The following is a 21,464-nucleotide window of genomic DNA, read 5'->3' on the forward strand; positions in this document are numbered from 1 at the left end:
GCACCCTTGACCGCGGGGCCCGGCGGTCGTGCTCCTTGGCCTCGGCCCTTGCCACTCTCGCGCCCGCGGCGGTCAGCGTGTCGGCCACCCGGCCGGGGGACCTGGTCCGCTCGCCCGCCGTCATGACTCGGCGGCCACCGGCGCGGCCTGGGACAGGAAGGAGGTGATGAGGTTCCGCCACTCCTCGGGGCGCTGGGCGAAGGGGAGGTGCCCGGTGCCGAGTGCGGCGAGCTCGGCGCCGGAGAGGGCGGCGACCTCGCGGTGGAGGTGCGGAGGGACGAGTCGGTCATCGGTGGTGGAGATGACCAGGGTGGGGACGGTGAGCGCGGCCAGGTCGGCGCGGACGTCGACGCGGGCGACGAGGTCGGCGTGGTCGGCGGAGCCGGGCGGGAGGGTCCGGGCGGTGTCGGCGATGACGGCCTCGAGATCGGGGACGGAGGCGACGGCGCCGGGGCCGAGCGCGAGGGGGACGATGTGGCGGGCGACGCCGTCGTGGTCGCCGGCGAGGTAGAGGTCGCGCCAGCGCTCGGCGACGGCGCGGAACGACGCGTCGGGGTGCGCGAACGGGGCGGTCAGCACCAGGGCGGTGACCCGGTCGGGGTGGCGGGCGGCGGCGCGGGCGGCGACCGCGGTGCCGAGCGAGTAGCCGGCGATGGCGAAGGTGTCCAGGCCCTCGGCGAGCCCGGCGGCGACGAGCTGGTCGGCCAGATCGTCGAGGGAGAGCGGCGCGGTCGCCTTCGGGGTGTCCCCGGAGCCGGGGTAGTCGATCGCGACGACGGTGCGGGTGGCGGCCAGGTCGTCCAGGATCGGGCCGAAGTTGGCGGCGACCCCGCCCCCCGCGCCGTGCGCCAAGAGCAGGCCGGGGCCGTGGCCGCGCACGGTGCGGGCGTAGGCGGCGCTGGGCATGGTCGACCTCCGAGTTTTGTAGTGATCGCTACAACCGGCGACGACCATAGCAGGTTTCTTAGCGATCGATATAAAATGGAGGCGTGAGCCGACCGCGATCGTTCGACCACGACGCCGCCCTGGAGCAGGCGCTGATGACGTTCTGGCGCCACGGGTACGAGGCGACGTCGATCTCGATGCTGACCAAGGCGATGGGCATCAACCCGCCCAGCCTCTACGGGGCCTTCGGCGACAAGCACCGGGTGTTCACCGAGGCGGTCGGGCGCTATGCCGAGACCTACGGCTCCTTCGGCACCCGGGCCCTGGCCGAGGAGCCGACCGCGCGGGCGAGCATCGAGCGGCTGCTGCGCGAGGCCGCGCGGGAGTACACCGACCCCGCCCGGCCGCCCGGCTGCATGATCATCAGTGCCGCGACCAACTGCTCGTCCACGGAGGTGAAACGGGACCTCCGGGACCGGCGGGAGGCGAGCAAGCGGGCCTTCCGCGACCGGATCGCCGCGGACCGGCGGGCCGGAGCGCTGCCGACCACCGCGGACCCGGCGGCCATGGCCGCGTTCTACGCCGCCACGCTGCAGGGCATGTCCGTCCAGGCATCCGACGGGGCGTCCCGGGAGGAACTCGACCGGATCGTCGACCTGGCGATGGCGGCCTGGCCCACCTGACCCGGCCGCCCCACATCCCGCCGCGGACGGGCCTGCCCGTGCTCGGCCCATCGGTCCCTCCGACAATGGACGGCGGAGCATTGAAGGGGGATGGACGCATGATCGGTGACCGATGGGGCGTCAGAGAGGACGAGGTCGTGCGCTCCTACCCTTGCGACGATTTCGTCGCCTCGCCCGCGCTGCGGGCCTGGCGGGGCGTGACTGTCGCCGCGCCTGCCGGAGCGGTGTGGCCATGGGTGGCGCAAGTGCGGCTTGCGCCGTACGCCTACGACTGGATCGACAACCTCGGCCGTCGCTCACCACGCGAACTGGTGGGCCTTCCCGCGCCTCGGGTCGGAGAGAGGTTCACCTGCGCGGGCGGGCGCAGGCTGGGTCGGATCGTCTCGGTCGACCCGGGGAGGCAGATGACGGGCGCCATCATGGGCGCCTTCATGTCCTACGTCCTCGTGCCGCAGGCCGATGGAACGACACGCCTGCTGCTCAAGGTCGTCATGCAGACCAACCGCTGGGCGGCCCTCGGGCTGTCCGTCGGCGATCTGATCATGGCCCGGCGTCAGCTGCTGAACCTGAAGTCGCTCGCGGAGCGGCACCGGCATTCGAGCCTCGGTACAGGTTGAGCGGCTCGCGGCGAAAGACCCGCCGGCCGCGGGCACTGTTCATCGCGCTTCCGGATCGCTCGCAGGTCGCGTTCGCCCATGTCCCGGCCGCGCGCGACCAGGTACACGAAGGCACCGAGGAACGGCAGCACGATCACGAAGACCGACCATCCGGCCTTGCCCCAGCCGCAGGCCGTCTCGGACGTGACTCACCCCGTGCGGGTGAAGCGCCCCGCCCGCGGCATCGCCGACGATGCCGTTCGTGCGTCTGACGAGAGGGGTTGCGTCCATGACCAGCATCGGTGCCGCCGTCCGGACTCCGGCCGAGCGGGCGGCCTACGGGAAGCGGGCGCGTGCCGGGGTGCCCCGTTCGAGCCACGGGCGGTTCGAGCGCGGCGAGCGGCGCGATCCGGTCGGCATCCTGGAGGCGCAGTCCGCGTCGCGGCTCCCGGAACTGGTGCCCCTCCGCTACGGCCGCATGCTGGAGTCGCCGTTCCGCTTCTACCGGGGCGCCGCGGCGGTCATGGCCTCGGATCTCGGCGCCTCGCCCCACACGGGGGTCACGGTGCAGCTGTGCGGTGACGCCCACATGCTGAACTTCCGGCTGCTCGCCTCCCCCGAGCGGCACCTGATCTTCGACATCAACGACTTCGACGAGACGCTCCCCGGCCCCTGGGAGTGGGACGTCAAGCGGCTCGCCGCGAGCCTGGCCATCGCCGGCCGCGCCAACGGGTTCTCCGCCCGGCGGCGCGCCGCCGCCGTGCGCGCGTGCGTGCGGAGCTACCGGGAGCGGATGCGCGAGTTCGCCCGCATGCGCACCCTCGACATCTGGTACGCGCAGGACAGCGCCGACGATCTCGGCTCGATCCGGGCGGACCGGCTGAGCGGCGACGCCCGCCGGCGGTTCTCCGCGGCGGCCGACCGGGCCCGCACGCGCACGAACCTGCAGGCCTTCGCGAAGCTGACCCGGCTGGAGGGGGGCGTGCGGCGGATCGTCCCCGACCCGCCGCTGGTCACTCCGATCCGGGACCTGCTTCCCGGGGAGGGGGGCGCCGGGACGGTGGAGATGCTGCACCGGCTGATCGAGGACTACGGCCGCAGCCTCTCCGCCGAGCGCCGGGCTCTGCTCGGGCGCTACCGCGTGGCCGACATGGCGCGCAAGGTCGTCGGCGTCGGCAGTGTGGGCACCCGCTGCTGGATCGTCCTCCTGCTGGGGCGGGACGACGATGATCCGCTGCTGCTCCAGGCCAAGGAGGCCGGCGCATCGGTCCTGGCCCCGTACACCGGCGCGGCCGGCCACGCCGGCCAGGGGGAGCGCGTCGTCACCGGGCAGCGGCTGATGCAGGCCGCGAGCGACATCTTCCTCGGCTGGGAGACCGTCCGGGGGATCGACGGCCGGCGCCGCGACTTCTACGTCCGCCAACTGCGCGACTGGAAGGGCATCGCCCGGCCGGAGACCATGACGCCCGAGATCATGACGGCCTTCGGCCGGGTCTGCGGCGCCTCGCTGGCACGCGCGCACGCCCGCTCCGGGGACCCGATCGCCATCGGGGCCTACCTCGGCCGCGGCGACGCCTTCGACCGGGCGCTCGCCGTGTTCGCCGAGGCCTACGCCGACCAGAACGAACGCGACCGCGAGGCCCTCGCCGAGGCCGTGCGCGCCGGCCGGGTCCCCGCGGAAGCCGCATGACGGGCCGTCAGCGGGGAGGCCCGGGAGCGCAACGCGAGCGGGCGGGGACGGGAACACGGCGTATCGGAGGCGCAGCGACGCGGCGATGGGGGCCGCTGCTCGCACTGGCGACCGCGCAGTTCGTCATGGTCCTCGACCAGTCGGTCATGAACGTCTCGATCAGCACGCTGGTGGACGACTTCGACACGACGGTCCCCGCGATCCAGGCGGTCATCACCCTGTACTGCCTGGTGATGGCGATGTTCATGCTGACCGGCGCCAAGATCGGCGACATCATCGGCCGGCGCCGCGCCTTCGTCACCGGGCTGGTCGTCTACGCCTGCGGATCGGCGCTGACCGCGGCGGCCCCGACCCTGGCCGTTCTCGCGCTCGGCTGGTCGGTACTGGAGGGCATCGGCGCCGCGCTGGTCCTGCCCGCGCTGGTCGCGCTGGTCGCCGACAACTTCACGGGGCACGAGCGCACGGCCGCCTACGCCGCGATCGGCGGGGTCGCGGGCGCCGGGATCGCGGTGGGGCCGATCCTCGGCGGCTGGGCGACGACCGAGCTGACCTGGCGGGTGATCTTCGTCGGCGAGGTGGTCCTGGTCGTGCTCGTCCTCCTGGCGGCGCGGCTGCTGGCGGAGTCCGCCCGCGGCCGTCCGGCTCCCCGCCTCGACCTCGTCGGCACCGCGCTGTCGGCCTGCGGAGTAGGGACGGTCGTGCTCGGCACCCTGCAGTCCAGCACCTGGGGCTGGGTCCGGCCGAAGGACGCTCCGGTCGAGCCGTTCGGCCTCTCGCCGACGCCGTTCGTCATCGCGCTCGGCGGGACGCTGCTCTGGGCCTTCACGGCCTGGCAGCGGCACCGCGAGCACGCGGCCGGCGATCCCCTGCTGCACCTCGGCCTGCTGAAGTCGCCGCCGCTCCGGGCCGGGCTGATCGGCCTGTTCGCCCAGAACCTCATCCTCATGGGCGTCTTCTTCGTCATGCCGCTGTACCTGCAGCTCGTCCTCGGCCTCAACGCGCTGGAGACGGGCGTCAGGATGCTGCCCGTCTCCGTGATGATGTTCGTCGCCTCCGCGGCCGGATCCCGGCTGTCGTCCCGGCTGTCGGTGCGAGCGATCGTCCGGACCGGCCTGGTGCTCACCGGCGCGGCGGTCCTGGCCCTGATGGCGGCCGTGCGGCCGGACCTGGCCGGCCCCGCCTTCGCGCTGTCGATGGGGGTGCTCGGCACCGGCATGGGGCTGATGGTCTCCCAGCTCGGGAACCTGGTGCAGTCCTCCGTCGGGACGTCCGGCCGGGCGGAGGCGGGCGGCCTGCAGTACACCGGCCAGCAGCTCGGGTCCTCGCTCGGCATCGCGCTCATCGGAGCGATCGTCCTGGCCGGCCTGACCGGCGCGTTCGTGTCGAAGGTCGAGCAGGACCAGCGCGTCAGCGCCCAGGTCGCCGAGCAGGTCGGCGTGGCCGCCGGGACCGGCGTCGACTTCGTCGCCACCGGCCAGATCCAGGCGGCCGCGCGGAAGGCGGGCCTCGGCACCGCCACCGCGGACGCGCTCGTCGACGACTACGAGGAGGCGCAGCTCGTGTCGCTGAAGGCGGGGCTGCTGGCCACCGCGCTGCTCGTGCTGGGCTCGCTGGCGTTCACCCGCGATCTCCCGCGCACGCCGGCGGCACCCGGCGGCGGATCCGCCGACCGCCGCCGGCGGCGGTGACCGGCGCCATCAGTGACAACGGCCCCCGCGTAGTCCGCGCGCTCCCGGTCGCCGAGCCCCGCCGTCGTTCGCCGCTCGTCAACTCGCCGTCCGCCCACGGGCGCCCCCGTCACGATGAAGGCCGTCGAGCGTCCGAGGCGGCTTGCCGCTCGTGCTCGTATCGCGCGATGACGGCCATGACCTCGGCGATGTCGCGGCCGCTGCGGAGAAGGGCCGCCATGACCTGCATCGGCTGGTCGATGTGGTCGAAGAACTCCCGGTATCCCGCACACAGGTAGTCGAGGCCGGACTCGCCGTCGGGGGACTCGACGAAGCGGTGGCCGGGGCGTCCGCCCCCGCACGCGAACAGGACCGGGCAGCAGCGGCAGTACAGCGGCAGGCGCTCCCACCCGGCGCGGGACGCGCGGGGCCGCCGTGCGGCGGCCGTCCACGCGGTCAGCGCCTCCTCGAATACCTGGACGTGCTGGCGTCCGACGTCCCGGCGCACCCATTCGTCGAACACCGCCACGAGGAAGGCCGCCCACTGCTCCGGACGGACGGTCCGCGCCGAGACGGCGGAACCGCCCGCCCGCCCGCGCCCGGCGGCCCGGCGGTTCTCGCCGGCCCGCTCCACGACCGGGATGAACTGGACGTGCCGCACCCCGAGCTCGTCCCGGCAGTATCGGTAGACGTCGACCGGAGCATCGGCGTTGCCCGCGTGCACTCGGTAGAGGACATTGCAGTCCACGCCGTGCAGGCGCAACCGCCGGGCGGTCTCGGGCAGCAGGCGGCCGGCGGCGGTGCCGTCCGCGGAGAGACCGACCAGGAAGTCCCGCGCGGCGAGGAACCGGCACCACGCGTCATCCAGCCGGGCGCCGGTCGTCCACAGCGCGTGCTCGACCCGCGTGCCCGGTCGCGCACGCCGCTCGGCCCGCTCCACCGCGTCCCGGAAGGAGCCGAGGTCCACCGGACCGCGGGCGTCCAGCCAGGTCACCGTCATCGTCCGCCGCCGCGGCCCGCGGCTCCCCCGCCACCGGAGCCGGCCGGAGCCGGAGAGCGGCACCACCGGTCCATCGCAGGCGAGCCAGCGCTCCGGGCCGGGGGCCGCGGGCCGCGCGGCGGACGGTCCTCCGCGGAGCGTCACCGTCGCGGGAGGCCCGCATGGCCGGCGGAGCGCCGGCCGTACGCGCACAGCGCCCAGATCACGGTGACGTCCAAGGCGATCATGACGACCGACCACACCGGGTAGTAGGGCAGGAACAGGAACTGGGAGATCGCGTTGACCACGGCGAAGGCGACTCCGATCGCCCGGGCCCACACATGGCCGGTGAAGACGAAGAGGCCCGCGACGGCGACGAGGATGCCGAGCGCCAGGTGCGTCCATCCCCATGCGGACACGTCGAAGTCGTACACGTAGCGGGGCGTGACGACGTAGAACTGGTCCCGCAGGATCGCGGCCAGCCCCTGCAGGGCCTGGAACGACCCGATCAGCACCATCATCACGCCGGCGAAGACCGCGAAGCCGGTGACCCAGCCGCCGGCGGGCTCGGTGTCCACCCCGGGGCCCGGCCGGGTGGAAATCCGCTGTGACATGTGAACCTCCTCATTCCATCGATCACTCGCAGAATCGCGCGGCGGCGGTGCCGCGGGCTCACCCTCCGCGGGTGATCCGGTAGCGCCTCGCTCACCCGCCGCGGAGGATGCGGCGCGGTCCGCGGGAACGGTGTCATCCCTGTAGCGGCCCAGCCAGGACGGACGAGCCGTCCAGGGGCCGAAGACGTCGTACGGGGACACGGGAGGAGCGACGATGTCGACGACATCTCCGAGGACGGGTGGAACCGTCCCTGATCACAGGCAGGGCACGACGCTCACGCACATGGTGACCGAGCACCAGGCGATGGCCCTGACTCTCGGCGGCATCTCGTTCCTGCTGGGCGTCGTCGTGGTGGCCTGGCCCGGAATCACCGTCGGGGTACTGGCCGTGCTCATCGGGCTCCAGCTCATCATCAACGGGGTCGTCCGGATCGCGCAGTCGGTCACCGGCGGCCTCACCGCCGGCGCCCGCACCCTCATGGCCGTGCTCGGGGTGCTCTCGCTCTCGATCGGCGTCCTCGCCATGCGCCACCTGTTCCAGACCGTTGCCGTACTGGCCGTGCTCTTCGGCATGTTCTGGTTGCTCGGCGGCATCATCGAAGCCGTCGCCGTGCTCTCGGACAGGGACCGGAGAGGACGCGGTCCCGAACTGGTCACGGCCTGCCTCTCAATGCTCGCCGGGATCGCCGTCCTGGCCTATCCCGAGGCCACCCTGGTCGCCCTGACCTGGCTGCTCGGCCTCTGGTTGATCACCTGGGGGATCATCAGCGTCCTCGTCACCCTGTGGATCCGCCACGCCGACCGGCAGGCCGCGTCCGCAGGATGACCACGGGTGACCCCGCGATGCTGCGAGCTGCGGGACCGCGACCGGCGGAGCCGAGAGGAGGCGACGTGCCGACGGACATGCCGACATCGGGCCACGGCCCACCGCGTGCGGCGTGCGACTACGAGATACGGATCAAGGGGCGGGTCGGTGAATCGCTCCGGCTCGCCTTCGAGGAGCTCAGCGTCACGCTCAACCCCGGCGAGACGGTGCTGTGCGGCCGGGAACTCGACCAGGCGGCCCTGTACGGAATCCTCGACCGGGTCCAGGCACTGGGGTTCGAGCTGGTCGGGGTCCGTCGGCTGCCGCCCGCCCCGCCCTGACCGGGCACGCTCCAGGACGGGGTCACAGCAGCCGGTACCGGCGTGCGCGGCGGACCGCCTCACCCCGCCGCGTCACCGCGAGCTTGCGGTAGATGTTCCTCAGATGGGTCTTGACGGTGTTGACCGAGAGGTACATCTCGGTGGCTATCTCGTCCGTCGTCAGCATCTTGGAGAGCAGGGCCAGCACCTCCAGTTCCCGCTCGCTCAGCGGCCCCACGACGGCGGGGGCGGCGGCGTCCGTGCGGGCGGGAACCCCTCCCAGGCCGAGCTGTCCGAGGAACCGCCGGTGCGGCTGCAGAAGTTCCGGATCCCGGTGCAGCACGGGGAGCAGCCAGCGCCGCGCCCTGGCGAAAGGCAGCCCGATCTTCTCGCGTTCGCCCAGCCGCAGCGCGCGCTCCAGCGAGCGGCGGCCCCGGGATCGGTCCTCCTCCCGGTAGGCCAGGCAGGCGTCCAGCAGCCAGGCGTCCACCCGGACGGCGGCCGGCGCGGAGGGCTCCATCAGCACGGGACGGACCGCCCGGGACGCCGCCGCCGGGTGCCGCTCGTGCAGATGGACGCGGGCGAGCGCGACCGCGCCCTCGGCGCCGCCGGCGTCGCGGGCGGCGTCCCGCGCCTCCGCCGGCGCGTCGTCCGCGAGGTGCGCCTCGGCCTCGGCCAGCCGCACCCTGCGCCGGAACCACGGCATGCCGGCGGCGTCCCCGCCGATGGCGTCCAGCACGGCCAGCGCCCGGTCGGGCCGGCCGGCGGCCACGTCCAGGCGCGCGGTGAGCAGGCCGTGCAAGGCGGAGAAGAGGGCGTCGGGAGAGTCGGCGATCGCCATCCGGCTCTTGTCCAGTTCGTCCCGCGCCTCGTCCAGGCGGGCCTCCTCCAGTGCGACCCAAGCGCAGGCCAGATGAACCGCCGCGACCCGCCGCCCGGCGGGACCAGTGGAGATCTCGGGCAACCGCGCGGCCGCCGACATCAGCCGGGCCGCTCGGCGGAAGCCGCCCTGGAGCGCCCCCGCCAGCGCCAGCCCGCCCAGGCACCGGCGATGCTGGAGATCGCCACCGGTCTCCGCGGCGGGCAGGGCGCGCTCGAACCGCCGCTCGGCCCGCCCGGGCCGGCCGGCGCGCAGTTCCAGGAGGCCGTGCGCGTAGCCGACCAGTGCGTCCAGCTCCGGAAGGTCGTGCCGCGAGCCGGGCGGGAGGGCGTCCAGCGACCGGTCCAGGCCGTGGACGAGGTCGCGAAGCTCCGCCCGCCGCTCCGGGCAGTCGGCGACGAGCCTGACCAGCCCGGCCGCCAGCCGCGCCGGGATCGCCCGGTCGCCGGGCAGTCCGGCCAGAAGGCGCTCCGCCCGGGCCAGGTGCGCCGCGCGGCCCGCGTCGTCTCCCCGGTCCAGCGCGACCGCGGCGGCCACGAGGTGCGGTTCGGGTCCGGCGGCTCCGGCAAGGGCACCGTCCGGGAGACCGCCGAAGAGCGGAAGGAGCGCCCGGCGGTCCGACAGGCCGAGCACGCGGCCGATCGCCAGGCCGTCGACGATGAGCCGGGAGGCGTAGGCCGGGTCTCCGGCCAGCACCGCGTGCTGGACGGCCTCCTCGAGCGCCCCGGCGCGGCTGAACCACTCCGCCGCACGCCGATGCAGCCTGGCCGCGTCCGCCGGATGCTCTTGGCGCAGCGTCAGGTGCAGGGCCGCACCGAGCACCGAGTGGAAGCGGTACCACCCGTGGGCCACCGGCAGGACGAAGGCGTTCTCGCGCACCAGGTCCGCGAACAGCTCATTCGTGTCCGGTCCGGCGAGCTCCGCCGCCAGTTCCGCGTCGAACCGCTCGACGACGCCGAGCCTGAGCAGCAGCCGGCGGACCGCGGGAGGCTGCACGTTCAACACCTCCGCGACGAGGTAGTCGACGACGGCGTGGTCGTCCCCGGCGAACGCGGCGGCGAAGCCGTCGGGGTCCGGATGGCCCTCCATCGTCATGGCGGCCAGCCGCAGACCGGCCGCCCACCCCTCGGTCCGCTCGCGCAGGGCGCTGACCGACGCCGAGGTCGCCGACACCCCGTGGTGGGCGAGCAGTGTGCGGATCTCGGCGTCGTCGAAGGCCAGGTCCGCGCTCCGGATCTCGACGAGTTCGCCGGTCAGCCGGTAGCGGTGCAGGGGAAGGGGCGGGTCGGTCCGGGAGATCAGCACCAGCCGCAGCACCGGACCGGCCCCTTTGAGGACGCGGGCCACGTCGCGCGCGAGATCGGAGCCGGCCGGCGGATGGAAATCGTCCAGCACGAGGACGACCGGGGCCGCGCGGCCGGCCAAGGCGAAGGTGAGCCGCGCGCAGAAGATGTCGAGCCCGTCCTCGGGGGGACGGGGGACATCGGCGACTCCCACGTGTTCCAGCGCCGCGGCTGCGAGACTCCAGAACGCGGCCGGACGGTGGTCCGCCTCGTCCAGGGAGACCCAGGCGACCGGCCCGGGCCGGCGTCCCGTCGTCGCCCAGGAGGCCGCCGCGACCGACTTGCCCGCACCTGGAGGCCCCGTCACGACCGTGAGCGGGCCCCGCGCGCCCTCCTCCATGCGCTCCGTCAGGCGTTGCCGGGTGATGAACCAGCTGCGGCGGCCGGGAACCCGCACCTTCGCCGCCGAGACCGGCGACGGTGACCTGGGACGCTCGCGATCGGGCGCCGGATCCTGCGGCAGGGCTTCGTTCACGATGCCTCTCTCCTCTGCTCGTCGAAGGGCCCTCACAAAAGAACGGAAAAGCAACAAATTTGCACATAACGGTACCTAGCGGAATCTTTGCGCTTATCTACGACAAACCCATAGATATGGAAAGGCGGTCGGGGCATCGCCGCGGATCCCTCGGAGACGTCCCACCCCGGGGACACGGTCTCCGGACGGCCCGGCGGCCCTTCCCGTCGCCGCTGCGGCATCACCCGGATGAGGTGATGCCGCCGCGGCGGGCGGCAGGATGACATGGGCTCGTGAATCACCGTCCCGGCCGGAGGTGGACGGCCGGCCTGTCCCTGTCGTCCGGGGCCTCGGCCGTTCTGACGCTGCTGCTCGCCGCCGGCCTCAGAAGCATCACGCTGCTCGCGGCGGGGGTGCTGGCCGTGGCCGTGACCGTGGTCGCGCTCTGGTGGGCCCTGGCACATCGCGGCCCGATCCGGTACCTGTCCGGCATCCTGGCCGTCGCCGCACCCATCGCCGCCGCGATGTACTACATCGCGCTGGGGCTGCTGTGGGCCGTCCTGCTCTCCGCCGCCCTCTGGGCCCTCGCCGTGCTGACCGGACGGGCCGCGCTCTCGGCCGGCAACCCGGCGACCGTCCCCGCACCCGCGCCGCCCGCGCGGCACCCGGTGGTCCTCATGAACCCACGATCCGGCGGAGGCAAAGTCGAGCGGTTCCATCTGGCCGGGAAGGCACGCGAACTGGGCGCCGACGTCGTCCTGCTCGACCCCGCGCACCCCACGGACGTCGCCGCCCTCGCCACCGAGGCCGTGGCCGCCGGCGCCGACCTCCTCGGCGTCGCCGGAGGGGACGGCACGCAGGCACTCGTCGCCGCCGTCGCAGCCCGCCGCGACGTGCCGTTCATGGTCGTCTCAGCCGGAACCCGCAACCACTTCGCCCTCGACCTCGGCCTCGACCGGGCCGATCCCTCGACCTGCCTGGACGCTCTCACCGACGGCGTCGAGCTGCACGTCGACCTCGGCCGCATCGCGGGCCGCGCCTTCGTGAACAATGCCTCCTTCGGGGCCTACGCGGCGATCGTGCAGAGCCCTGCGTACCGCGACGGCAAGGTCCGCACCAGCCTCCGGCTACTTCCCGAACTGCTGACCCACCACCGGGGACCGCGCCTGAGCGTCCGCGCCGGCGACGTGCTCATCGAGGCCCCGCAGGCCGTCCTCGTCAGCAACAACCCCTACCAGGGCGGCGACCCTTCCGGGTTCGGCCGCCGCGAGCGGCTGGACACGGGCGTCCTCGGCGTCCTGGCCGTCACCGTGGACGGCGCCGCGCAGGCCGCCGGCCTGCTCCGCGGCCGGCGCGGCCGCGGCCTTGCCATGCTGACGGCGAGCGAAGTCGTCATCGACTCCGAGAGCGGCGAGATACCGGTCGGTGTCGACGGCGAAGCGCTCATCTTGCCGACGCCCGTCGTCTGCGGCATCCAAGCGGGCGCGCTTCGCGTCCGGGTGCCCCGCGACCACCGCAGGACACCACCGCCCAGAACCCCGCTGGACTGGCGAAGGCTCTCCCACCTGGCCTTCGCGAGACGAACCGCCTCCAGCGACTGACCGTCCACCGCCCGCAGACGACGAGGTGAGACCGCAGAGGTGATCGCGGTGTTCCGGGGGCTACTCCATGTTCGTGAGTGGGCGGCCTGCTTGAGCGCACTTCTCTTTGAGCACGCTCTCGGGCGCGGCGGTCATCGCCTCCAGCGACCGGAATTGAGCGAAGGAGGTGAAGGAGGCCTGCTTTTCGGCCGACTCCGCGAGCTGGGTCAACGCCGCCTTCATGTCCGGGTCCGCCACCTTCGAGGCCGTGTCGGTGAAGGTGTTGCCGGTGCTCACGAAGAGCGGGTTCAACTCCGCCAAGGCCGCGCGCACTGTCGCGGCGTCACCGGTGGCCTCGGCCCTGACGCCCTTGGCGATCACGGCTCGGCTGTTCGAGCTCAGGGTGGTGTAGACGCCGTCCACCGCCTCGCAGGCCATCGCCGGGGTGATCGTGATCTGCGGCGTCGCGCTTGCCGCCGGCGCCGACGCCGACGGAGATGTGTCCTCGGCTCCGGAGTCACCGGAACTCCCGCAGCCGGTAAGGACGAACAGGGCCCCGGCCACCACAGCGACAGGGAGAAGATTGCGTCGCATGTCGGCCTCTCTGTGACGAAGTCTCACCGCTGGCGCGTCCCCACCGCCAAAAATGCCGCCCTCTCGGAAGGCGACACCCGCCAGACTGTAGGGGAACGGACGCAAGAAGATCAACTGCGTGCCGGCGGCGGGTGCGGGTCGGGACGCGGCTGTGGGCGTCGGCGTCGCGGGCCACGCTGATGCAGGGGCCGCGCGAGGCGGCGGGGCCGTTCATGGTGGGTCGATCAATATGACGCAGATCACGGGTCCTGCTCAATCGTCGCCGGGGCCGTCGAGGAGGCGGCGGTGTCGGGAGTCCGGACGGCGATCACGGCGATGTCGTCGGTGCCGGTGACGGGCAGGTCGGCCACGAGCGCGTCGCACATCTGCTCCAGGGGCTGGTGGGCGAGTGTGCAGGCGTGGCGGCGAAGCCGGTCCAGGCCCCTGTCCAGGTGTTCGCCGGGATGCTCCACCAGGCCGTCGGTGTACAGCAACAGGGTGGAGCCGGGCGGCAGCGGTTCGGTCGCGCTGTGGTAGGTCCCGAAGGGCATGCCCAGCAGCGGGTTGACCGCCTCCTCGAGGAAGCGGCCGCCGCCGTCGCCGGTGACCAGCAGCGGCGGCGGGTGCCCGGCCACGGCGTAGTTGAACTGCCACCGGCCCGGTTCGGGCTCCTCGACGCGGCCCAGGACGCAGGTCGCCGTCGCCTCGGGCGCCACGGTCTCCATCGCACTGTTCAGGCGGCGCAGGATCTCGCCGGGCGGGGCGAGCCGGTCGGCGGTCAGCACGCGGAGCATGTTGCGCAGCCGGCTCATGTCGACGGCGGCGGCCAGGTCGTGTCCCGCCACGTCACCGATCGCCATCACGGTCGCGCCGTCCGGAAGGACGAACGAGTCGTACCAGTCGCCTCCCACCTCGGCCCCCGCGGGGCTGGCCGTGTATCTGGCGACGATGTGCAGGTCGGCGTGCTCCGGAGGCTCGGCGAGGAGGCTGTGCTGCAGGGCCAGGGCGACCTGCTGGGTCCGGTGGAACTTGACCGCGCCGCTCAGCGCGTCGTGGGCGTGTTCGAAGATCTGCTCCAGGAGGGCGATGTCGTCGGCGCTCATCGGGCCCCGGTCACCGCGCCTGGCGGCGGTGACCACCGCGGCCACGGCCCCGTCGACGGCGACCGGCATCAGCACGACGCTGGTGGCGCCGGACTCGGTCAGCCACGCGGCGGTGCTGCGGGGCAGCAGGTCGGCCGGCGGCCGTCCCGGCGGGAAGGTGCGCTGCAGCGGGCGCCGCCGCTCCAGCGCGCGGGCGAACCCGCTGTCGGGGGCGAACCGCTCCTCACCTGCGGGCGGCTGCTGCCGCAGGTCGCGGCGCGCGGCGGTGGCGACGCGCTGCACGGTGATCGGAGCGCCCGCGGGACGGTCGCCCAGGTCGGGGAGCAGGTGGACGCCGCACCCGTCGGCGAGTTCGGGAACCAGCACGTCGACGAGCGCGGCGAACATCTCGGTCAGTTCGGTCTGCTCGGCCGCGGCAGCGGCGGCGCGGGCGAGCAGGTCGCGGCGCTGCCCGTCCCGCCACTCCTCCTCCACGTCGAAGCAGGTGCCGATCCATTCGACGACGGCACCGTCCTCGATCACCGGCGCGGACCGCACCTCGAAATGCCGGTACTCGCCCTCGCGCGTGCGGACCCGGTAGAAGTAATGCCAGGGGCGGACGTGCCGGCGCGTCTCGTCCCACGACCGCGTCGTCGGCTCGCGGTCGTCGGGGTGCAGCGCCTCCATCCAGCCGTCGCCGAGGAACTCCTCCCGGCTCTGGCCGGTGATGTGCTCCCACCCGCCGGTCGATTCGATCACCTTGCCGTCCGCGTCCGTCATCCACACGACCTGCGCGTTCATCCACACCAGGCTCTCCAGCCGGCGCCGCGACCGCCGCTGCTCCTCGGTCGCCCGGTCCGCCCGTCCGACCGCGGCGACCTGTTCGGTGACATCGACCGCGACCACCAGCACCCCGGGCCGCTCGTGGGTGAACCGCGAGAGGCTGAAGGAGAAGTACCGCTCCTCGGCCTCGACGTCCGCGCCGGCCGGCTTCACCGGCGCCTCCACCAGGGTCACCGGTTCACCGGTGGACAGCACGCGGTCGAACAGTTCGCCGTAGTCCTGCTTGGCGGCGGCGCCGAACGCCTCCCCGATCGGCTCCCCGAGCGGACGGTCGCCGACGAACGCCCGGTAGGCGAGATTGGTGTACACCAGACGGTGATCCGGCCCGATCGTCAGCGCCACCGCGACCGGCGCCGGATCGAAGGCCTCCAGCGCAAGCCACCCCATGCCGTGTACGCCCGCACCACCCATCCTCGAGCCCCCCGTCGTCCCGTCTTCCCGGTCCCCGTCCCGCGCGCGCCCGCGCCGGCATCTCGCTCGATCGCGGCACGGCGTCGCGGGCCTCTACCGAGTGCCTCGTTCCCGGCCTCCGTGGCACTACCTCAAGCGGACACATAGTTTGATGAGCAACCGCCCCGTTCACGGGTTCGATATTCCGGGCGCCATTCACCACCGGCCGGACATGGCCGCAAGGGCATACCTTCGTGCGACTGGGGGATACGCGTGTGCACCGGGGGCGTGCCGGTGGCAGAAGGGGAGACGACGTGGACCCCCACACTGAAGACCTGCACAAGCAAATCGAAAGGCTCACCAGGGAGAACGCCCAACTGCGCAGCGAGTTGGCCGTGCGGCGGCTGTGGAACCCGCCGCCCGAACTGGAGCACGCCTTCCAGGACGCGCACGGATGGGAATGCCTGCCGGTACCGCCGACCGACCGCGGCCAGGCCTCGACCCTGATCCTGATCGCCGGCACCGAGGCCGGCGCCGAGGAGGAGGACACCGAGGCCGCCGGGCAGGTGTGGCGGTACCTGCTCACCGCCGCGCCGGTCCGCGGCGGGATCGGCCCCTTCGCGCGGGCATCGATGCCCGCCCGGCTGCTGGGCTACGTCGGCGAGCAGGACGGCCGCGCGATCATCGTGCTCAACCAGGATCTACCGCGGGGCCAGGTGGCGTGCGCGGCCCGGATACTGCGGTCCAAGGCCAAGACCCGGCGGCCGAGACCGCGCCTGCTGGAACTCTCCGCGGTCCCGCTGCTCGCCTTATGGAGCCTGCTGCGCGAAGGCGGCCTCCGCAGCCTGCTGGCCGCCGCGGTTCCCGCCGCCACCATCGTGGCCACGGCGGAACTGCTTCCCGGCAATGCTCCCGCCGAGGTCAGGCCCGCCCCGCCGGCCGCCGGCCCGTCGTGGCACCGCGACCAAGTCGGGGGCAACCGTCCAGGCCGATCCCCTTACGCCATGACCAGGACCCCCCGGCCGCCCGGCACACCGACCCCGGCCGAACGCAGGAGCACCTCCCACAGGACGAACTCGACACTCAGCCCTCCTACGCCTGCATCCCCGTCTCCTTCCGCGTCCCCGGCCCCGGGCACCACCTCGTCGCCTCCCATCCGACTCCCGCCGCTGATTCCCCTTCCGACCTCACCGGCCCCGTCGCCGTCCCAGAAGACCAGCCCTCCGGATCAGGGGACGTCATCCCCATGAGGAGCACCATGTCGGGAGGCAAGTGCTCCGCGGGAGACGCGCCTGCCGCAGCACACTGAGGTTGGTCTCAGCACTCGGCTGGGGGTAGCGGCCAGGAGAGCGCTACCGCGATGAGTGGTTTGCGGTGTTGTTGGAAGACCCGGGGTGCAAATGCCCGCGCGGGCGCGCGGACGCGGTCAGGGCTTCAGGAGGGCCTTGATGGCGCGTCGCTCGTCCATGTCTCTGTAGCCCTCCACGACCTGCTCCAGGGGAAGAGTGAGGTCGAAGACCTTGCCCGGATCGATGGCGCGAGTCAGATGGGAGGGCACGAGCGTGCCTTGCGCATTGGGGATGCGGACGTAGTCGGCCTGGCAGGTGCTCATGAACTCGCGGTCAGGCAGTTCGACGGGAAGCCGTTGCGGCAGTTGGCGCAGGTACCGTCCGAGGTCGCGAACGAGCCGACGCCGAAGCAGGTCACCGCGGTGCGGATGATCGCGTCCGTGGGGTGGACAGCCTGCCGGCCGCCGAAGGCCACGCCCCGTCGCGTAGTTCGACATGGGCCATGCGGGGATCTGCTGTACCGACAACCGCGCGCCTCCTCCATCAGGAAGGCTTACCGGCGCGATATTCGAGGGCTTCAGGTATCTCGTTGTACTCCAGGAGATGGTTGCCCGCGATCTGCTCGAGGACCTCGCGGACCTCGGCGGGTGTGGCGTAGAAGAACTCTCTGCGAAGGTTGACCTGGTTGACACGACGATCTGCGAACTCCTGGTGAAGATTGTTCTCCAGCCCGACGGCGTCATCACTGAAGATGAGAGCGTGGACGTCGAACCGGAAGGGCACCGAGGCGTCGCCCAGCTCGCGGACGCGGTCCATCGGCTCCAGGCGCCGCGTCATCCCGATCTTCACCATGCGCTCACCGAACGCACCGATGTTGGAGATCACATAGACGTACCCGGCACGGACGTTGGCGGCGCGGCCCTCGACGTCCGAGATCGCCGACTCCACATCGGCGAGCTTCGCCCGCAGGTCGGCGGCGCCGCCCATGTCCCCGTTCGCCTCCAGCCGCGCGAGCGCCGACTCAACGTGCGAGCGCTCCTTGAGCAGGCGGGCCTTCTCCCGCTCGAATTCCTTGCGTGCCTTCTCCTCTTCGCGCTGACGCTCGCGCTCGGCCCGGACCCGTTCCTTCTCCTCCTCGGCCTTGGCCAGGTGATCGGCGGTGAGACGCAGTTCCTTGACGCGAATCGACCGGTACTCCCGGCTGACCCGGATGTCCATGGTCTTGCCGAGCCGTTCGATCGTCTGCGCACTCTTGTCGAGTCGCTCGATCGCCGACTGCAGCTTGTAGGGCCGCATCGTCCGGACCAGGTTGTCGGCCTCGGCGTTGTAGGCGCGCAACATCAGCTTGGAGAAGTCCCGCACCATCTTGCCGCCCTGTGCCGCTGAACCGTTCACCGTCCAGTTCGTGGCCCCCACGACCGCGTTACCGGTCCGTACCATGGCCTTGATGCGATCCTTCACCTTCGCCAGCTCGGCCTTGTAGGCGACGACGTCGGCCAGCGGATGCTGGTACTCGTAGACACCCGCCTCTTGCAGGAGGGCGAGGTCCGCAGTCTCGGTGATCGAACTGCGGACGCGCTGCAACTCGACCTGTAGTTCTGCGCGCTTGCGCTCGGCGTCGTTGATCTCGCCGCGTATGCGCTTCAACTCCGCCGCCACTTGGGGCGCTTCCAAGCCACCGAGCTGCTGCAGCCATCCGCGCAACTCGGCGTTCTCGGCCTCAAGTTCCTCGATCCGCTGCTTGCGGTTTCCGAACACCGCCCTGCCTCTGGCTCCTCCAGAAGGCTCGGGCGGTAGCGGCATCGGCCTCGCTGCTGGGGGAACAGGCGGTTCGACCGCCGGGCGAGCCAGGGGCGGCGGAATACTCCCCGGCGGCGTGGCCTGAACAGGCACGGGTGACCAGAATTGCCAGCCCGGCGGTGCGGGCGGCCAACTCGCATCGGGCATCCATCCGGGCGGCGGCGTCCAGCCTGGAGGCGGTGCGGGCCAGGTCGGCGGCGGGTTGTACCGCCAGGTCGGGTGAGGGGCGGTTGGCACGGCCGCTCGCATGGGCGGAGGCTGGGGCGGAGGCATCACCGGTGCGGCAGGTGGTGGCGTAGGCGTCCCCACACCCATCGTCGGCGTGTGCGGAGCCGGGACGGCGGCTTCCGGGTGGGGCGGGGCTTCCCGCCCGACAAGGCCTTGGACGATCTGGGCAAGTCGCGGCGCATCCTGGTCGTGCACGTCCCCGAAGTCGGTATCGGCGCCTGCTTTGTCCACGATTACGAAGAACCAGCGCTGCTTGTAGGATTTTCGCATCTCGACGGAGGCGATCGCCGTGATTTCAGTCTCCTGGCGCAGCCCGTCCTTGGCCAGCTCGGCGATGGAGAATCCAACGATCCGACGCTCCGTGATGACGATGTGGGTGAGCGTCGGAAGCGCCTTGACGGTCGTCGTGAGAGCCACAACCCTCTCCCCTTCCCGAAGGAAGAACCGTAGAAGGCGCAGGGTGCGGTCAGCATCGGCAGAATTCACTTCGACGCCGACGTAGTCGGGGTGCGGAATTTCCTGCAGCGCCATCACTTCCTCGCAACGTCATCTCAAAGCGAAACGAGGGCCTCGATCCGAAACCGCGACCCCCGGGCCACCACGGTCTGAACTCATCGAGGGGAGCGCCCGACGTATCTAGGACGACCCGGCGGTGGCCCCGGTTGACGCGCCGTTAATGGCCGCATCCGGCAGCCCTTCGAGGCAGAAGGCGATGGCAGACTGGTCAGCGGATGGGGCGGCGTGTGCTGGACCGCGAGCCCACGTACGCTGTTCAAACGTCGGGCGGCGGCGACGCGGCAGGGCGTCTGCTCGGTGTCCTAGGCGTCCTCGAACGGCTTCGAGCGTCGGTGGCAGTGCACGAACTGCGGGCCACCTGGTGCGCAACTCCTCCGGTCGCCCGTCCGCAGGCATCACCGCCTGTCGTGGGTGTTGGCGAGGTGGGGCGGGACTCGCTGACCGTTCGACAGGCTGGTCCCTGTGCCCAGCACTAACGTCCCATTGATGCCGTGATGGGCGGGGGTGGCTTGGGCTAGCGCCAGCCGAGGTCGGGGGCCACGTGGGTCAGGATGTTCTCCAGGACGTGTGCGTTGTAGTCCACGCCGAGCTGGTTGGGGACCGTGAGCAGGAGTGTGTCGGCGGCCTGGATGGCCTCGTCGGCGGCCAGTTGTTTGACCAGGACGTCCGGTTCGGCGGCGTACGACCGGCCGAAGACCGCTCTGGTCTTCTCGTCGATCATTCCGATCTGGTCGCTCGAGTCGGCGTTCCGGCCGAAGTAGGCGCGGTCCAGGTCGCTGGTGAGCGCGAAGATGCTGCGGCTGACCGACACCCGCGGCTCGCGCTGGTGTCCGGCGTCCTTCCACGCCTGCCGGTAGGCCTCGATCTGCTTGCGCTGCTGGACGTGCAGCGGCTCGCCGGTCTCGTCGTCCTTGAGCGTGGAACTCTGCAGGTTCATGCCCAGCTCGGCCGCCCACACACTGGTGGCATTGGAGCCGGAACCCCACCAGATGCGGTCGCGCAGGCCCTCGGAATGCGGCTCGATGCGCAGGAGGCCGGGCGGATTGGGGAACATCGGGCGCGGATTCGGCTGGGCGAAGCCCTCGCCCTGCAGCACCGTCAGCAGAACCTCGGTGTGCTTGCGCGCCATGTCGGCATCGGTGTCGCCCTCGGACGGCTCGTACCCGAAGTACCGCCACCCGTCGACGACCTGCTCCGGCGATCCCCGGCTGATGCCCAGTTGCAGCCGTCCACCCGAGATCAGATCGGCGGCCCCGGCGTTCTCGGCGAAGTACAGCGGGTTCTCGTAGCGCATGTCGATCACGCCGGTGCCGATCTCGATGCGCGAGGTCTTCGCGCCGATCGCGGACAGCAGCGGAAGCGGAGAGGCCAGCTGCCTGGCGAAATGGTGCACCCGGAAGTAGGCGCCATCGGCACCCAGTTCCTCCGCCGCCACGGCGAGATCGACCGACTGCAGCAGCGCGTCCGCCGCCGACCGTGTCTGCGAGCCGGCGCCGTCACTCCAGTGACCGAACGAGAGAAAACCGATCTTCTTCACACCCACACCAACCATCACAACGCCTACGAGATTCCAGCACGGACCAGCACACGGCCGCCCAGTTCGCCCCGTCCGGCTGATGGCGGACGGGCTTCCTCGCGGTGTCCAAGCCGCCGCGGCCCCCGGAACGACCACCTCACCATCGCGGTCGCGCTCGAACTCGAACGCGGCCTCGGCGAAGGAGCCGGCGCCCAGCCTGCCTGATGGTGGCACGAACGTGAAAATAGGGGCCGTGTGGGTAGCCCGAGGATTGAGGCGAGCCCGGTATGCGAGAGGAAAGGGGCGGAACGATGGAGCAGTTCTCCGTGGGCGATCACGTTAGGTGGAACTCGGAAGCGGGATATGTGGAAGGCGTGATCATCAGGAAGCACACTAAGGACGTGGAGTACAAGGGACACACGCGCCGCTGCAGCAAGGACGATCCGCAGTACGAGATTCGAAGTGACAAGACCGACCACATCGCGATGCACAAGGGAAAGGCGCTGACGAAACTGTAGGCCACGCACGCAGCCGACGCAGCGCCGGTGGCACCGCAATATGTCCGCGAGGGGGTAGCACCGCGCGCCGGGCAACTCGGGCTCGATGAGTGCGTGTTTGAGAAGTTGATCTCGGTCGGCGTGGCTGCGTGATCTTGTGTGCCGGTTCGTGCAGGGTGGCGCGATGTCTCGGCAGTCGTGTTACCCCTCGGACCTGACCGACGGTGAATGGGC

The 21,464-nt window shown here is 71.9% G+C and carries 18 protein-coding genes and 3 pseudogenes; 9 read left to right on the forward strand and 12 right to left on the reverse strand.

The features are described 5' to 3' along the window. Positions 1-120 precede the first annotated feature (120 nt). Complete coding sequence (locus ABFX46_RS39670) at positions 121-906, reverse strand: alpha/beta fold hydrolase (RefSeq protein ID WP_346049158.1); 786 nt, start codon at positions 904-906, stop codon at positions 121-123. A gap of 83 nt (positions 907-989) precedes the next feature. Here ABFX46_RS39670 and ABFX46_RS39675 point away from each other — a divergent pair, with 83 nt between their 5' ends. After that, positions 990-1,568, forward strand: a complete 579-nt coding sequence (locus ABFX46_RS39675) for a TetR/AcrR family transcriptional regulator (protein WP_346049159.1) — start codon at positions 990-992, stop codon at positions 1,566-1,568. Positions 1,569-1,666: 98 nt separating this feature from the next. Further along, positions 1,667-2,185 (forward strand): hypothetical protein, encoded by a 519-nt coding sequence (locus ABFX46_RS39680; RefSeq protein WP_346049160.1) that lies wholly within the window; start codon positions 1,667-1,669, stop codon positions 2,183-2,185. Here the strand turns inward: ABFX46_RS39680 and ABFX46_RS43675 are convergent. After that, positions 2,122-2,337 (reverse strand): annotated as a pseudogene (locus ABFX46_RS43675) (hypothetical protein); the annotation flags it as partial. The gene ABFX46_RS39680 and the pseudogene ABFX46_RS43675 overlap by 64 nt on opposite strands. Positions 2,338-2,453: 116 nt before the next feature. Here ABFX46_RS43675 and ABFX46_RS39685 point away from each other — a divergent pair. Together ABFX46_RS39685 and ABFX46_RS39690 are read left to right on the forward strand one after the other, a co-directional pair. Further along, positions 2,454-3,854 (forward strand): DUF2252 domain-containing protein, encoded by a 1,401-nt coding sequence (locus ABFX46_RS39685; RefSeq protein ID WP_346049161.1) that lies wholly within the window; start codon positions 2,454-2,456, stop codon positions 3,852-3,854. Next, positions 3,851-5,542 (forward strand): MFS transporter, encoded by a 1,692-nt coding sequence (locus ABFX46_RS39690; RefSeq protein ID WP_346049162.1) that lies wholly within the window; start codon positions 3,851-3,853, stop codon positions 5,540-5,542. Before ABFX46_RS39685 ends, ABFX46_RS39690 begins: the two co-directional genes overlap by 4 nt. A 109-nt stretch (positions 5,543-5,651) precedes the next feature. Here ABFX46_RS39690 and ABFX46_RS39695 read toward each other — a convergent pair whose 3' ends face one another. Both ABFX46_RS39695 and ABFX46_RS39700 read right to left on the reverse strand, forming a co-directional pair. Next, entirely contained in the window at positions 5,652-6,521 is an 870-nt protein-coding gene (locus tag ABFX46_RS39695) for a hypothetical protein (RefSeq protein ID WP_346049163.1), read from the reverse strand. A 140-nt stretch (positions 6,522-6,661) separates the two neighbouring features. Continuing rightward, positions 6,662-7,114, reverse strand: a complete 453-nt coding sequence (locus ABFX46_RS39700) for a DUF7144 family membrane protein (RefSeq protein ID WP_346049164.1) — start codon at positions 7,112-7,114, stop codon at positions 6,662-6,664. 214 nt (positions 7,115-7,328) lie between these two features. Between ABFX46_RS39700 and ABFX46_RS39705 the strand changes: the two genes are divergently transcribed. Both ABFX46_RS39705 and ABFX46_RS39710 read left to right on the forward strand, forming a co-directional pair. Continuing rightward, on the forward strand, positions 7,329-7,940 hold the full coding sequence (locus ABFX46_RS39705; protein WP_346049165.1) for an HdeD family acid-resistance protein: 612 nt from the start codon (positions 7,329-7,331) through the stop codon (positions 7,938-7,940). Positions 7,941-8,005: 65 nt separating this feature from the next. Next, positions 8,006-8,260, forward strand: a complete 255-nt coding sequence (locus ABFX46_RS39710) for a hypothetical protein (RefSeq protein WP_346049166.1) — start codon at positions 8,006-8,008, stop codon at positions 8,258-8,260. A gap of 22 nt (positions 8,261-8,282) precedes the next feature. Here ABFX46_RS39710 and ABFX46_RS39715 read toward each other — a convergent pair whose 3' ends face one another. Next, on the reverse strand, positions 8,283-10,937 hold the full coding sequence (locus ABFX46_RS39715; RefSeq protein ID WP_346049167.1) for a winged helix-turn-helix domain-containing protein: 2,655 nt from the start codon (positions 10,935-10,937) through the stop codon (positions 8,283-8,285). Between the two features lie 272 nt (positions 10,938-11,209). On the opposite strand from ABFX46_RS39715, the gene ABFX46_RS39720 reads away from it, so the two are divergent. Further along, positions 11,210-12,517: a diacylglycerol/lipid kinase family protein gene (locus ABFX46_RS39720; RefSeq protein ID WP_346049168.1), complete on the forward strand. Its 1,308-nt coding sequence runs from the start codon at positions 11,210-11,212 to the stop codon at positions 12,515-12,517. Positions 12,518-12,577: 60 nt separating this feature from the next. On the opposite strand, the gene ABFX46_RS39725 is transcribed toward ABFX46_RS39720, so the two are convergent. Together ABFX46_RS39725 and ABFX46_RS39730 are read right to left on the reverse strand one after the other, a co-directional pair. Beyond that, complete coding sequence (locus ABFX46_RS39725) at positions 12,578-13,090, reverse strand: hypothetical protein (RefSeq protein ID WP_346049169.1); 513 nt, start codon at positions 13,088-13,090, stop codon at positions 12,578-12,580. 239 nt (positions 13,091-13,329) lie between these two features. Then, the gene (locus tag ABFX46_RS39730) at positions 13,330-15,381 is read right to left on the reverse strand and encodes a SpoIIE family protein phosphatase (protein ID WP_346049171.1); all 2,052 of its coding nucleotides are present in this window, start codon (positions 15,379-15,381) and stop codon (positions 13,330-13,332) included. Positions 15,382-15,698: 317 nt separating this feature from the next. Here ABFX46_RS39730 and ABFX46_RS39735 point away from each other — a divergent pair, with 317 nt between their 5' ends. Continuing rightward, complete coding sequence (locus tag ABFX46_RS39735) at positions 15,699-16,634, forward strand: hypothetical protein (protein ID WP_346049173.1); 936 nt, start codon at positions 15,699-15,701, stop codon at positions 16,632-16,634. 176 nt (positions 16,635-16,810) lie between these two features. Here ABFX46_RS39735 and ABFX46_RS39740 read toward each other — a convergent pair. From ABFX46_RS39740 to ABFX46_RS39755, 5 genes and pseudogenes are all read right to left on the reverse strand, one after another. Beyond that, a pseudogene (locus tag ABFX46_RS39740) lies at positions 16,811-16,927 on the reverse strand (IMP dehydrogenase); the annotation flags it as partial. Between the two features lie 65 nt (positions 16,928-16,992). Next, complete coding sequence (locus ABFX46_RS39745) at positions 16,993-17,148, reverse strand: hypothetical protein (RefSeq protein ID WP_346049175.1); 156 nt, start codon at positions 17,146-17,148, stop codon at positions 16,993-16,995. 68 nt (positions 17,149-17,216) lie between these two features. Further along, positions 17,217-17,660: a GIY-YIG nuclease family protein gene (locus tag ABFX46_RS43780; RefSeq protein WP_487046975.1), complete on the reverse strand. Its 444-nt coding sequence runs from the start codon at positions 17,658-17,660 to the stop codon at positions 17,217-17,219. A gap of 162 nt (positions 17,661-17,822) precedes the next feature. Further along, positions 17,823-19,232, reverse strand: a pseudogene (locus ABFX46_RS43785) (SNIPE associated domain-containing protein); the annotation flags it as partial. Between the two features lie 499 nt (positions 19,233-19,731). Further along, a complete protein-coding gene (locus ABFX46_RS39755) occupies positions 19,732-20,754 on the reverse strand; it encodes an LLM class flavin-dependent oxidoreductase (RefSeq protein WP_346049179.1) in 1,023 nt (340 codons plus the stop codon). Between the two features lie 290 nt (positions 20,755-21,044). Here ABFX46_RS39755 and ABFX46_RS39760 point away from each other — a divergent pair, with 290 nt between their 5' ends. After that, positions 21,045-21,251 (forward strand): hypervirulence associated TUDOR domain-containing protein, encoded by a 207-nt coding sequence (locus ABFX46_RS39760; protein ID WP_346049181.1) that lies wholly within the window; start codon positions 21,045-21,047, stop codon positions 21,249-21,251. Positions 21,252-21,464: the final 213 nt, after the last annotated feature.

Origin of the sequence: Actinomadura chokoriensis (genome assembly GCF_039529475.1) — a bacterium.
Taxonomy (GTDB): domain Bacteria; phylum Actinomycetota; class Actinomycetes; order Streptosporangiales; family Streptosporangiaceae; genus Spirillospora; species Spirillospora bangladeshensis.

Coding starts and splice junctions, on each gene's coding strand:
- ABFX46_RS39670 (WP_346049158.1), bottom strand. CDS start 906: ATGCCCAGCGCCGCCTACGCCCGCACCGTGCGCGGCCACGGCCCCGGC.
- ABFX46_RS39680 (WP_346049160.1), top strand. CDS start 1,667: ATGATCGGTGACCGATGGGGCGTCAGAGAGGACGAGGTCGTGCGCTCC.
- ABFX46_RS39685 (WP_346049161.1), top strand. CDS start 2,454: ATGACCAGCATCGGTGCCGCCGTCCGGACTCCGGCCGAGCGGGCGGCC.
- ABFX46_RS39690 (WP_346049162.1), top strand. CDS start 3,851: ATGACGGGCCGTCAGCGGGGAGGCCCGGGAGCGCAACGCGAGCGGGCG.
- ABFX46_RS39695 (WP_346049163.1), bottom strand. CDS start 6,521: ATGACGGTGACCTGGCTGGACGCCCGCGGTCCGGTGGACCTCGGCTCC.
- ABFX46_RS39700 (WP_346049164.1), bottom strand. CDS start 7,114: ATGTCACAGCGGATTTCCACCCGGCCGGGCCCCGGGGTGGACACCGAG.
- ABFX46_RS39705 (WP_346049165.1), top strand. CDS start 7,329: ATGTCGACGACATCTCCGAGGACGGGTGGAACCGTCCCTGATCACAGG.
- ABFX46_RS39725 (WP_346049169.1), bottom strand. CDS start 13,090: ATGCGACGCAATCTTCTCCCTGTCGCTGTGGTGGCCGGGGCCCTGTTC.
- ABFX46_RS39730 (WP_346049171.1), bottom strand. CDS start 15,381: ATGGGGTGGCTTGCGCTGGAGGCCTTCGATCCGGCGCCGGTCGCGGTG.
- ABFX46_RS43780 (WP_487046975.1), bottom strand. CDS start 17,660: ATGGGCGGCGCCGCCGACCTGCGGGCGAAGCTCGCCGATGTGGAGTCG.
- ABFX46_RS39760 (WP_346049181.1), top strand. CDS start 21,045: ATGGAGCAGTTCTCCGTGGGCGATCACGTTAGGTGGAACTCGGAAGCG.